Consider the following 12,887-nt stretch of genomic DNA (forward strand, 5'->3'; position numbering starts at 1 on the left):
TTTCATTTGTAGAACGATTAAAAGTAGGTGAATTCATGAACTTTAATGGAAAAGTCATTTTAATTACAGGAGGAAGTCGAGGCATAGGGAAAAGTATATCTAAAGAATTTGCAAAATTAGGAGGCAATGTTATAATAAACTATGTTCATAATGATGCAGCAGCAGAAAAAACTTTAGAAGAGATTAGAGCTTTTGGAGGATATGCTATAAGTATTAAAGGAGATATAAGTAATTATAATTTTGCTAAGGACATGGTAGAAAAGGTTTTAAATAAATTTGGCAAAATAGATGTGCTTGTAAACAATGCTGGTATATCAAAGGTAGGACTTTTTATAGATATGAAAGAAGAAGATTTTGATGATATTATAAATACCAATCTAAAAGGAGTATTTAATACTTGTCATAATGTAGCAAAACATATGATTTGTAGAAAACAAGGAACCATAATAAATATATCTTCTATATGGGGTGAAGTAGGAGCATCATGTGAGGTACTTTACTCTGCTTCAAAAGGTGGAATTAATTCCTTTACAAAGGCTTTAGGAAAAGAGCTAGCTTCATCAGGGGTGAGGGTAAATGCTATACAACCAGGAGTTATAAATACTGAAATGAATAAATGGCTTACTGAAGAAGAAAGGAAAGAATTAGAAAGTGAAATTCCTATGATGAGATTTGGAGAGGGGGAAGATATAGCTAAAATTACAACATTTTTAGCTAGTGAAGATTCAAAATACATAACTTCTCAGATTATTACTGTAGACGGAGGATATTTGTAAGTTAAATAGTGGGGATTCATAATTTATAAGGTTAAGGATGGGAGGATTTTATGTTTAAATCATTAAAAAATAAAATAATATTAGGATTTATTTCAGTAACTTTGATAACCATAATAATGCTTACGAGTTTAGGTGTTTATGGAGTAAGCAAAGCAGTAAATAGGCAGATGGGTAATATAAGCAAGTTTGTTGCGACCACAGCAAGAGAATTAGTGGAAAATTATTCTATTGATAATATTGATGAATTAAGTGAAGCATTAAAAAATATACAAGAGGATTCTAATGAAGGAGTTAGCTATGCATTTATAGCGGATAAAAACAATAATGTTATAGCAAATGGAACTGATTCTATACCTAATATAGAACAAGGAGATTTTAATAGAGCTATAAATGGAGAAGTAGTAGGTAAAATATTTAAAAATGATGGACAAATTGTATATAATGTGGTAACTCCATTTTATAATAAAAATGAAGGAGAAATAGATGGAGTAATTTCTATCGGTATAACTCTTCCAGGTATTACAGGAACATTAAAATCATACATGAAAGATACAATTATTTTGACTATTGGAGTATTAGTAATAGTTACAATAATTGGGTATGTAATTTCAATGAATATTGTAAAGCCAATAAATGTTATATCAAAAAATATGAAGAGGGTAGTTAAAGGAGATTTTACTGTGGAATTTCACCCTAAAAATAAGGATGAAATTGGAGAACTTATGAATAGTTTAAATTATGTTACCAATACTTTAAGGGATATTATTGGTAAAATACAAGAGTCTACTAAAAAAATAGATGATATGTCTCAAAGCTTAAGTGCTTCTAGTGAGGAGATTTCAGCTACAAGCTCAGAAATTACAAGTAGTGTGGATGGAATAACTCAGAATTCTAGTGAGCAATCCGTAGCTATGGCAGATACTGCTGAGAGTATGGAAAGATTCTCAAAGAATATTGATGTTATTTATAATAGAGTAGAGAAAGTATCAGTTAGTGGTGAAAATATAAGACAAGCAGCTGAGCTTGGAGAAAAGGAGCTAAAAACTTTTGTATCAATTATAGACGATATGAAGAATGCTTTTGAACAGTCAGCAGAAAAAATAGAATTCTTAGACAGCAATATAGGAAAGATAACAGAAATTACAGATGTTATAAATGCTGTGGCAGAGCAAACAAATCTTCTTGCTCTTAATGCAGCTATAGAAGCAGCAAGAGCTGGAGAATCAGGAAAGGGCTTTGCTGTAGTAGCAGATGAAATAAGGAAGTTGGCAGAGCAAGTACTTCATTCTTCTAAAAGTATTACAAACTTAGTACAAACCATAATGTTAAGCACTAAAGAAGTATCCGAAACTACTGACCTAGTATCAAATAAGATGAAAACAGAGATGAAGACTGTCGATGGTACAGTAGGTTCTATAAAGAATATACTTGATGAAGTTGAAGCTATAATGCCTCATATTCAGGAAGTTTATAATGCTTTAGATAAGTCTATAGGAGAAAAGAATAAGGTTCTTAAGAATGTAGAAAATATAAATGAAAAGTCTCAACATCTAACATCTAGCATTGAAGAAATATCAGCTTCTATTCAAACTCAAGAAGGTTTAGTAGAGGAATTTTCCGCATCTGCTGGAGAATTAGCTAGCATTGCTTCTGAGTTTTCAGAAAGAATAAGCAAGTTTAAGATTAAATAAAGTATTAATTGAGAAATAATCCTGTTGTAAAATTTTAGAACAATATTTTTATATAAAATTATGCTATTATGTTATTGAGACGATTAAACAGGAAGGAGAAAAAATATTGAATAAATATTTAAAAACAAAAGATAAGTTAAGGAAGTATTCTATAATACATTTGCTAATTTTCATAATAAGTATTATGTTTTTATTTACTTCTTGTGGAAGCAGTAGCCATATAAGCAATAGCAATATAAAAAATCAAGATAGCATAGAAGCATCTAACACATCTAAACACAATAAAAATTCATCTGAAGAAAAAAAGGATGAATTACAAGCAAGTTCTAATGAAAAGGACAAGACTAAAAATAATGGAACATCTACAAATGGCAGCGGCGATTTAAAGGTACATTTTATAGATGTCGGTCAAGCTGATAGTATATTGATAACTCAAGGCAGTAATAATATGTTAATAGATGCTGGAAATAATGAAGATAGCGATTTAGTTGTTAATTATTTAAAAAAACAAGGAATTACAAAACTTGACTATGTAATAGGAACTCATCCACATGAAGATCATATTGGAGGATTGGATGCTGTAATAAGAGCCTTTGATGTGAAAAAGGTGTATATGCCAAAGAAAACAAGCACGACTAAGACCTATAAAGATGTAATAACAGCTATAAAAGACAAGGGATTAAAAATAGCAATACCATCAAGAGGAACTACTTTTAAGTTAGGAGAAGCTGTGGCTACAGTAGTAGCTCCATCTGAAAGTTCTGATTATGAAGATGTTAATAACTACTCTATAGTAATTAAGTTAAAATATAAAAATACTAGTTTCCTATTTGCAGGAGATGCAGAGGATATATTAGAAAAAGAAATAATAAAAGGTGGATATGATATAAAAGTTGATGTACTAAAAGTAGGTCATCACGGAAGTCGTTCTTCGACTACACAGGAGTTTTTAAATAAAGTATCACCAAAGTATGCTGTAATTTCTGTTGGTCAAGGAAATGAGTATGGACATCCACATAAATCAACTATGGATAGATTGAAATCAAAAGGAATACCAGTGTATAGGACAGATGAAGCTGGAACTATTATAGCCACTAGCAATGGAAACAGTATAGCTTTTAACGTTAAGGCAGGAAGCTATAATTATAGAGACAATAATTCTAAGTCATCAGAAAGTAATAAATATTATACAAATACTTCATCATCAAAAGCTTCTACTGGCTCAGTAACCAAATCATCAACTAAGAGTACAACCAATAATGCTTCAAAAAGCACAACAAATAATAATGTATCTAAAGGTCTTATAAAAGGAAATATAAATAGTAAGGGAGAAAAAATATATCATCTTCCAGGAGGAGCTTACTACGATAAGACTATTCCAGAAGTATGGTTTAATACAGAAGAAGAGGCTAGGGCAGCAGGCTTTAGACCATCAAAAAAGTAAAAAAATTGCATTCTTAATAGAGTGCAATTTTTTTACTTAAGCATTAACAAGGGATGAACTTACAAGATTATTGTATTCTTTTACTAAAGATGCACCATCGTATATGGTTATAGAGTAAGGATTAGGTAAAGAATAAATATAATCTATAGCTTTTTCGGTAAGCAATCCTGTAGTTATTATAATACCATTTTTGATTTCATCAATTTCCATAGCACCGACAAGTTTTCGAGCAACTTCCACATCTACAAAATTAGACTTAGAATATCTTTTACATTCTACATAATAGGTTTCTGTACCTCTTTTGCAAACTATATCTTTACCGCCATCTGGGTCGTAAGGAGAGATGATTACATCAGTAAAGCCTTGTTTTTTCAAAAATAAAGCACACCAATGTTCAAATTCTTTTGGGGAAAGGTCCTTTAAATCATCTATAGTAAGCATTCCTTCCTTTAACATTTCAATATGTAAGTTTTCTTTTTTATAGGTTTTTACTAAATTTATAAGCCTATAAATTGTCTTTATAATTAAAATACTTATAGGAATAAGCAGTAAAAAACTTATAAAGTTTGCTAAAAGCATTAAAAGAGATGTAATGTAATTATAAATCATGCTATTACCTCCTCAATTTCACGAAAGTAAGTTTGCAATAGAATGATTTTTAATATTTTTTTGTCTGATTTCCCAGGAAATTTTAGATAATTCAATGCCATTTATGAGTTTTATGTCATACTCTGAAGAAAGATGATTAACATATTCAATAGCATGATCAGAAAAATCTCCAGTGGTGATTACTATGCCTTTTTTAACTTTATCATGAACCATAATTCCTATAAATTTTTGAAGTTCAGGTCTTCCTACTATAGCATATTTATCATCCGTATTATTTTCCTTATAAGGTGATTTAATACAGCTTACATATATCTTAGAATTACTAGATTTGTTACATATAAGACTTAATCCTCCTATAAAATCTTCAGATATAGGTACTATATTAAAATACCCCATGTTGTTTAGCAAGTAACTGCAATATTCTTCAAATTCACTTTCACTTAGATGGGATAAAAAGTATCTAGATATTAGGCCATATATAGCTGTTTCTTGTTTAAATCGTTTTTTAATTTTATCTTCTATAGGGTATAGAAGTTTATTTAAGATATTTAGAAGTATTAATATAAATACACATAAAATAAGTTTTTTTAATGGATTCATAAAATTCACTCCTAAAATTTTAATTTCGTTTTTACAATTATTAGCATAAATTTAAATAAATATACAATAAAACATTATAAATTAATTGAATATTTTTTGGAAATATGATAAACTTATATAGATAAATAAAGCGATGAGGTATCGTACATTGGTGTTTTCAAATAAAAAAGCTTCCTTTGTGTGATAAATGAGTCGCAATTTAAGAAAAGAGGAGATTTTTAAAATGGCAGATAAAACATTAGTATGTAAAGATTGTGGAAAAGAGTTTATATTCACCGAAGGAGAGCAGCAATTTTATAAAGAAAAGGGATTTGAAAACGACCCAGTAAGATGCCCAGAATGTAGAAAAATTAGAAAGCAACAAAGAAACAATAGAAACTTCAATAGATAGTGAATGTATGGGAGCTGCAATGCAGTTCCTTTTTTTTATAATTATCTTTGTATTTAATTACATTTATGGAAATATAATTAAATAAAAAAGTATAGAAAAATATTTAATTTAATATATAATTATATCACAGGATATTTTATATTAAAAATGAGAATATAAAAAGGATTATACGCGTCGATAGAATATAAAATTTTATTCAAAAATAGGGGGAAAATATGAAAAAAAATGTGCCAGAATTAAATGGAAATTTAAGAAGCCACATGATAAAAATGCCTACTATTATAAGAGAGGCAAGTGGTATAATAGTTCTAGGAAAAAGAATTAAATCTTTAGTATTTAGTACAGATGTAGCAGTTATACGAAATACAAACGCAGATGCTGTAATGGCTGTATATCCTTTTACCCCTCAACCACTAATAACAGCAGCTTTAGTTGCGTCAGCAGATGTGCCAGTATTTTGCGGGGTAGGTGGAGGAGTAACAACTGGAAAACGAGTAGTAAATTTAGCTTTAGATGCGGAATTTAAAGGAGCTTTAGGAGTTGTATTAAATAATCCAACTTCTAATGAAGTTTTAAAACAAGTGAGGAAAACTATAGATATTCCTGTAGTAATAACAGTGGTATCAGAATATGAAGATATACAAGCAAGAATAAATGCGGGAGCAGACATATTAAATGTTTCAGGAGCTAAAAGAACCGCGGATATAATTAGAGGTATTAGAAAAAAGTACCCTAATATTCCTATAATAGCTACTGGAGGACCTACTGAAGAGACTATAAAAGAAACTATAGAAGCTGGAGCTAATGCTATTACTTACACACCGCCATCATCAGCAGATCTTTTTTCTGAACTTATGATAAAATATAGAAAAGAACATAAAGAAGAAGCTCAAGAGCAGCAATGAGTATAACTAGGGGTTATAATAATATGCACAAGCATTTATAAAATTAGTAAAAAATTATAAAATAAGAGCATTGCAAGTTAATTGTGATGCTCTTATTTTTATAGCGTTAAAAATTTGTAAAATAAAAGAAATAAAAAGAGTACATTCATTGTATATCCATGCTCTACAATAAATGCACTCTACTTATGTTTTAATTCATTTTCCTTTATCAAACCATTAACTCCTTCTATCCTTTAATTGGCGGTATCACCCCCTAAGCTTTAGATTTTTATAGCTTTGTATAAATGAGCAACACCTCCACTTTTTATATTTATAAACTTTGATTTATTGAAGTTTATAGTATAATGATACACCTTACAAAAATATTTATCAATATATTCTGAAAATTTTTTATAAACAAATAATAAAAATGTATCATTCTCATTTTTGTATCATTTGCTGCATATATATTAGCGTTGCCATATACAGCAAATTTATCTAACTGTTGAGGTGTTAGAAGCTCTCTCACTAATTTCTTCGAGTGTTTCAGTTTTTATATATTAAAATATTTCTAAGTGCAGGCGCCGTAGGCGCTTTAACTTAGCCTTGGCGCCCCACTTCTCAATTTAATAAAAATGCGCAGCATTTTTATTATTTTCCGTAGTATTTCATTACTTTCTTAACGTAGTCCTGTGTTTCAGTCGGGAGTTTAGAGATTTCTTCCACAGTGTCCACGCCTCTTCGTCTAAGAGTGCCTGGTCCAGCATTGTATGCAGCTAAGGCTAGTTGTTTTGAATTGCTATACATTTCAAGCATAGATTTTAAGTATTTTGTTCCTCCATCTATGTTTTGTTCAATGTCATAGGGATCTGTAACTCCAAGCTCACGGGCGGTTCCAGGCATAAGCTGCATAAGCCCTTGAGCTCCGGCGTGAGAAGTAGAATTAGGATCAAAATCAGATTCCTGTTTTATTACAGCCATAATAAGATCTTTATCTATACCGTATTTTCTTGATGCTTTTTCTACAGCCTGCTCTATTGAGATATTTCCAGAGCTTAAAGAAGTTTTTATATTATTATATATATTATTAAGTCTTTCGCCTCCACCATATCCAAGTTTACTTAAATCTACATTATCTAAACCTAATTTGCTTAAATCAATATTTCCTTTATTATTTGCAGCATTTAAAAGACTTTCCATCATAATTTGAAATCCAGAAGAGTTTCCAGCAGCTTGTTTTAACATTTCTGTCATCAACTGAAATTTCATAAATTGTTCTACTTGTTTAGAATTATTTACTTCCATAACATCACCACCTTTTTTATTTATGATTAAATAACTTTATACTCTAATTTTATCGTAAAGTTATAATATAAGCTTTATAGCATAGTCATGGTTAATAAAAGTAAATATAAAGTATAGTTTTGAATAAAATTATTTATTATGTGGAAAAATATTAAATAATTATGTGGAAAAGTTTATAAAATTTACATATATAATAACCATCTTTACTATAGTATATCAAGGGAGGGTATTGTAAATTATGGAATATAATTGGGAAGAGGCGCATTTTAATAATGTCTTTGAAGAAACTTATAATTCATTAAAAGCATCTATAGAAAAAGGCTCTAGGTATAATGTAGAAAATCTGAGAGATTTATTGAATAATTTATATATGCAGCATGGAAATAATCAGCTTGGAATGGGTGAAGCAACGTCAATATGTATAGAGGCACAAATAGCTGCATGTGAAGCGCTTTTAGCAGAGTATAAGGGGAGTCTTACTTAAACGCCCCCTAGCGTATCTTTATAAGAGAATAAAAGATATAGTGAGAAATGATGAAAAATGTAAAAATAATTAAATTAAATCATTTGTAATATGCTTCGCATAAAAATGATGTGTGATAAAATAACACTTGTCCTAAGGGAAAATAAATTTGAGAAAAGCAATTTAGTAGATAAAGTTTATGGGGGTATAGCTCAGTTGGGAGAGCACCTGCCTTGCACGCAGGGGGTCAAGAGTTCGAATCTCTTTATCTCCACCATCTTTTGGGTCTATAGCTCAGCTGGTTAGAGCGCACGCCTGATAAGCGTGAGGTCGATGGTTCGAGTCCATTTAGACCCACCAATTAAGTTGATTGTAAAAATTAATAAAATATGCGGGTATGGTTCAATGGTAGAACGTCAGCCTTCCAAGCTGAACACAGGGGTTCGATTCCCCTTACCCGCTCCAATAAAAAAAACACCTCAATAAGAGGTGTTTTTTTATTGCTAATTATAAGCAAAGTGAAAGATTGATATAAATTTAACAAAAACAAGTGTAATAAGTATTTTAATATAAGAAATAAGGATACATTGGGAAAGAACGTTATTTTTCATTTTAAATCACATTTTAGTTTAAATAAGTATTGAAGTAAAATATATGTAGTTGGTATTCTTGTGAAACCAAACTTCATAATTTATTATAATCAATTTAATTTAACAACTTATATCCAATTTTGGAATAAGAATGGAGGAAGTTATTATGCAAGAAAAGGTTTTAACAAAAACAAAATTTACTACAAGACAAATTGCAGTAATAGGAATGTTATTTGCAATTACTATAGTCTTGGGGGCAACAGGGATTGGATTTATACCAATACCACCATTTAAGTTAACTATAATGCATATACCAGTGATTATAGGTTCATTAATAGAAGGACCCATAGTCGGAGGGTTGCTTGGATTACTTTTTGGAATATTTAGTATGTTTCAAGCTATAAACACACCATCTCCAGTATCGTTTATATTTATGAATCCTTTAGTAGCGGTTTTACCTAGAGTTTTAATAGGCATAACCCCATATTTAGCTTACAAATATATAAACATAAAAAAGTCCAAGCTTAAATTAGCAATATCAGCGGCTATAGGATCTTTTACTAATACGATAGGAGTAGTAGGACTAATTTACGCACTTTACTTAAAAGCTTATGCTGAGGCACTGCATATATCAGTTAGCACTGCTAGCAAGTCTTTATTTCTTTTAATAATCAATGGAGTTAATTCAGCTGCACTTGCTATTTTTGTAACAGTTCCTATAGTACTAGCAGTTAATAAGATTAAAAAGTAGGGATAATTTCAAGGTTTATATAAGAATACCAATAAGACTGCCTAATTTAATTATCATAGAGGCAGTCTTTTTATTTTATAAAATATGAAATATACTACTAAAAGTAGTTTCTAATGGAGCTTAAGTATTAAGAAATTTTATTTTAAAAACTAGTTTTAAATCAGCAGCATGAGAAATAAAGTTATATAAACAATAAAAATATTTTAAGGAGGAATAGGATAATGAAAAAGTTAATTAACAATCCAGAAAATGTTGTACAAGAAATGCTAGATGGAATGGTGCTAGCACATCCTGAATATATAAAAAAATTAGATGAATTTAATGTCATAGTAAGAAAAAATTCACCAGTGCAAGGAAAAGTTGCTCTAGTAAGTGGTGGAGGAAGTGGCCATGAGCCAGCTCATGGAGGATATGTAGGAAAAGGGATGTTAAATGCTGCAGTAGCTGGAGAGGTATTTACATCACCAACACCAGATCAAATATATGAGGCTATTAAGGCTGTGGATGGAGGAGCAGGTGTACTTTTAGTTGTTAAAAACTACACTGGAGATGTAATGAATTTTGAAATGGCAAAAGATATGGCTGAAATGGATGGAATTAGTGTAGATTATGTAGTAGTTAATGATGATGTAGCTGTAGAAAATAGTACTTATACTGCAGGAAGGCGTGGTATTGCAGGAACAATCTTTGTTCATAAGATAGCTGGAGCAAAGGCTGAAACAGGAGCAAGTTTAACAGAAGTTAAGGTAGTTGCTGAAAAGGTTATCAAAAATGTAAGAAGTATGGGAATGGCTTTAACACCATGTATAGTTCCAGCAGCAGGAAAAGCTAATTTTACTTTGGCAGAAAATGAAATGGAAATTGGAATGGGCATTCATGGGGAGCCAGGAACCCATAGAGAGACTATAAAAACAGCTGATGAAATTGCAGAACATTTAGTAAATAAAATTTTAGGAGATATGCCTCTAAATGAAGGGGAAGAAGTTGCAGTTATGGTAAATGGTTTAGCAGGTACACCTCTTATGGAACTTTATATAGTCAATAGAAAAGTAAATCAAATGCTGCAAGCAAAAGGAGTTAAGGTTTATAAGACTTTGGTTGGAGAATTTATGACTTCACTTGAAATGGCAGGATGTTCAGTTAGTATATTAAAATTAGATGATGAATTAAAAGAACTTTTAGATGCACCAGCAGATACACCAGCTTTAAAAGTACTATAAATAAAAATAGGGGAGATTATAATGAGCGTAAACGGATTAAGAGTTATAGAAATAATAAATAAAATTGGAGAAGTTATAGAAAAAAACAAATTGTTTTTGACGGAACTTGATGCTGCAATTGGAGATGGAGACCATGGACTTAATATGAGCAAAGGCTTTAATGCGGTAAAAGAAAAATTAAAAGATGATAATGGAAACAATATAGGTAATATTCTTAAGAAAACAGGTATGGCTTTAGTATCAAATGTAGGAGGGGCATCAGGCCCTCTATATGGAACAGCTTTTATGAAAGCAGCTATGGTGGTAAATGGGAAAAGTGAAATTGATATAAAAGATTTTGAAAAAATGTTAGAAGCAGCTTTAGACGGCATAAAAATGAGGGGTAAAGCAGAGTTAAATGATAAAACTATGATAGATGCTATAGAACCAGCATTAAATAGTTTAAGAAGTTCTATAGAAAAAGGACTGTGTCCAAAAGAAGCATTAAAAGAGGCTGTAGATGCAGCTTATAAAGGAGTTGAGCATACAAAAGAAATAGCAGCAAGAAAAGGTAGAGCTAGTTATTTAGGAGAGAGAAGTATAGGTCATCAAGATGCAGGCGCTACTTCCAGTACTTTGATTTTAGAAACCATATATAAAGAAATTCAAGGTTAGTAATAAATGAAATTATTTTAATTAGAGGACCTTAGATTTACTGAAAGGGTTTACCTAAGGTCTTCTACACATAGCTGAAAGTAAAGGAGAGGAATTCATGGTAGGATTAGTAATAGTATCTCATAGCGAGAAAGTAGCACAAGGAGTAAAAGAACTTGCAAGTCAAATGGCGTCAGGCCTTCCTATTGCAGCAGCAGGAGGAACTAGTGATGGAAGATTAGGAACAGATATGGGGAAAATTTTAAATGCTATAAATGAGGTTTATTCTCAGGATGGAGTTTTAATTATATTTGATTTAGGCAGTGCATATATGAATGCGGAAATGGCGCTTGAATTTCTTGAAGAAGATATGAGAAATAATGTAGAGATAATAGATACCGCAATAGTAGAAGGTGCTATTACTGCTGCAGTTGAAAGTAGCATAGGTAAAACTATGTCAGAGATAAAAGAAGCAGTAAAAAATATGAGTCTTGGGAAAATGCCGTAATAGAAATATTATACGACAATATTTAATATTGAATTTCCCCATGAGATTTGTATTTAGGAAAGCTTTATTATGCAAAGAAGCTTTAATATTTCTGATTTTAAAACTCATAAACCTTCTAAACTCACTATCGTTCAGATAATAGAAGGCTCTTACAATGTCTTAAATCCAGAAATAAAAAGCTTCTAATGCTTGTTTAACGCTTTATACAATGCAAATCTCATGCTCCAGTTCAATATTAGAAGCATTATTCATAATTATATAATTTTTTAAAGTGAAATATTTCTAAGTGGGGGCGCTGCGGGTCCCTCCACTTAATAAAAATGCTGAGCATTTTATTATATATCGTATACCCTGCCAAGAGTATCACTATATAAAAAATGTAGCATTAACTTAAAAAAATGAGAAATATTCTTATAAATTCATGTAATAATAAATAATAAATAACGTAATGATATTAATTTTGATAAGATAACCTATGTCGTCGCAAAAGACGACAAAAAGTTATTCACTTCTAATTTTTAAAATTTTAATTTTTAGTTAAGAAATTTTAAAAAGAGTGTTGACAAACAAAAATAAACTTGTTATACTGAATAAGCTGTCAGATGACAGCGAAAAATAAAAGATTTGGTCTTTGAAAATTAAACAGAATTAAGGTAAATAAAAGCCAGTCAATGACTTATGAGTAGATTAAACTTTTAATATGAGAGTTTGATCCTGGCTCAGGACGAACGCTGGCGGCGTGCCTAACACATGCAAGTCGAGCGAGAAGAGCTCCTTCGGGAGTAATTCTAGCGGCGGACGGGTGAGTAACACGTGGGCAACCTGCCTTAGTGAGGGGGATAGCCTCCCGAAAGGGAGATTAATACCGCATAACATTATTCTATCGCATGATAGAATAATCAAAGGAGCAATCCGCACTAAGATGGGCCCGCGGCGCATTAGCTAGTTGGTGAGGTAACGGCTCACCAAGGCGACGATGCGTAGCCGACCTGAGAGGGTGATCGGCCACATTGGAACTGAGA

13 protein-coding genes, 3 tRNA genes and 1 rRNA gene are annotated in these 12,887 nt (G+C 31.0%); 14 read left to right on the top strand and 3 right to left on the bottom strand.

Features of this window, described 5'->3' with window-relative positions:
* The first annotated feature begins 35 nt into the window (after positions 1–35).
* The 3 genes from ymfI to CPAL_RS10815 all read left to right on the top strand — a co-directional run bounded on the left by ymfI (position 36) and on the right by CPAL_RS10815 (position 3,911).
* Positions 36–776 (top strand): elongation factor P 5-aminopentanone reductase, encoded by a 741-nt coding sequence (ymfI, locus tag CPAL_RS10805; RefSeq protein ID WP_061857852.1) that lies wholly within the window; start codon positions 36–38, stop codon positions 774–776.
* A 50-nt stretch (positions 777–826) separates the two neighbouring features.
* Positions 827–2,467: a methyl-accepting chemotaxis protein gene (locus CPAL_RS10810; RefSeq protein ID WP_061857851.1), complete on the top strand. Its 1,641-nt coding sequence runs from the start codon at positions 827–829 to the stop codon at positions 2,465–2,467.
* Between the two features lie 106 nt (positions 2,468–2,573).
* The gene (locus tag CPAL_RS10815) at positions 2,574–3,911 is read left to right on the top strand and encodes a ComEC/Rec2 family competence protein (protein WP_242862615.1); all 1,338 of its coding nucleotides are present in this window, start codon (positions 2,574–2,576) and stop codon (positions 3,909–3,911) included.
* 36 nt (positions 3,912–3,947) lie between these two features.
* On the opposite strand, the gene CPAL_RS10820 is transcribed toward CPAL_RS10815, so the two are convergent.
* Positions 3,948–4,520, bottom strand: a complete 573-nt coding sequence (locus CPAL_RS10820) for a restriction endonuclease (RefSeq protein WP_061857850.1) — start codon at positions 4,518–4,520, stop codon at positions 3,948–3,950.
* An 18-nt stretch (positions 4,521–4,538) separates the two neighbouring features.
* On the bottom strand, positions 4,539–5,120 hold the full coding sequence (locus tag CPAL_RS10825) for a restriction endonuclease (RefSeq protein WP_061857849.1): 582 nt from the start codon (positions 5,118–5,120) through the stop codon (positions 4,539–4,541).
* 223 nt (positions 5,121–5,343) lie between these two features.
* On the opposite strand from CPAL_RS10825, the gene CPAL_RS10830 reads away from it, so the two are divergent.
* Entirely contained in the window at positions 5,344–5,511 is a 168-nt protein-coding gene (locus CPAL_RS10830; RefSeq protein ID WP_061857848.1) for a zinc-ribbon domain-containing protein, read from the top strand.
* 215 nt (positions 5,512–5,726) lie between these two features.
* Positions 5,727–6,416: a beta/alpha barrel domain-containing protein gene (locus CPAL_RS10835; protein WP_061857847.1), complete on the top strand. Its 690-nt coding sequence runs from the start codon at positions 5,727–5,729 to the stop codon at positions 6,414–6,416.
* A gap of 630 nt (positions 6,417–7,046) precedes the next feature.
* On the opposite strand, the gene CPAL_RS10840 is transcribed toward CPAL_RS10835, so the two are convergent.
* Positions 7,047–7,700, bottom strand: a complete 654-nt coding sequence (locus tag CPAL_RS10840; protein ID WP_061857846.1) for a lytic transglycosylase domain-containing protein — start codon at positions 7,698–7,700, stop codon at positions 7,047–7,049.
* A 238-nt stretch (positions 7,701–7,938) separates the two neighbouring features.
* Here CPAL_RS10840 and CPAL_RS10845 point away from each other — a divergent pair, with 238 nt between their 5' ends.
* From CPAL_RS10845 to CPAL_RS10885, 9 genes are all read left to right on the top strand, one after another.
* A complete protein-coding gene (locus tag CPAL_RS10845) occupies positions 7,939–8,184 on the top strand; it encodes a hypothetical protein (RefSeq protein WP_061857845.1) in 246 nt (81 codons plus the stop codon).
* Positions 8,185–8,364: 180 nt separating this feature from the next.
* A tRNA-Ala gene (locus tag CPAL_RS10850) sits at positions 8,365–8,440 on the top strand.
* Between the two features lie 6 nt (positions 8,441–8,446).
* Positions 8,447–8,523 (top strand) — tRNA-Ile (locus tag CPAL_RS10855).
* Between the two features lie 31 nt (positions 8,524–8,554).
* A tRNA-Gly gene (locus CPAL_RS10860) sits at positions 8,555–8,628 on the top strand.
* Positions 8,629–8,919: 291 nt separating this feature from the next.
* Entirely contained in the window at positions 8,920–9,504 is a 585-nt protein-coding gene (locus CPAL_RS10865) for an ECF transporter S component (RefSeq protein ID WP_061857844.1), read from the top strand.
* 221 nt (positions 9,505–9,725) lie between these two features.
* Positions 9,726–10,724 (top strand): dihydroxyacetone kinase subunit DhaK, encoded by a 999-nt coding sequence (gene dhaK / locus CPAL_RS10870; RefSeq protein WP_061857843.1) that lies wholly within the window; start codon positions 9,726–9,728, stop codon positions 10,722–10,724.
* A gap of 21 nt (positions 10,725–10,745) precedes the next feature.
* On the top strand, positions 10,746–11,378 hold the full coding sequence (gene dhaL / locus CPAL_RS10875; RefSeq protein WP_061857842.1) for a dihydroxyacetone kinase subunit DhaL: 633 nt from the start codon (positions 10,746–10,748) through the stop codon (positions 11,376–11,378).
* Between the two features lie 97 nt (positions 11,379–11,475).
* Positions 11,476–11,865: a dihydroxyacetone kinase phosphoryl donor subunit DhaM gene (gene dhaM, locus CPAL_RS10880; RefSeq protein WP_061857841.1), complete on the top strand. Its 390-nt coding sequence runs from the start codon at positions 11,476–11,478 to the stop codon at positions 11,863–11,865.
* 696 nt (positions 11,866–12,561) lie between these two features.
* A 16S ribosomal RNA gene (locus tag CPAL_RS10885) occupies positions 12,562–12,887 on the top strand; the annotation flags it as partial.

The sequence above is a fragment of the Clostridium thermopalmarium DSM 5974 genome, assembly GCF_002995795.1.
Taxonomy (GTDB): Bacteria; Bacillota; Clostridia; order Clostridiales; family Clostridiaceae; genus Clostridium_H; species Clostridium_H thermopalmarium.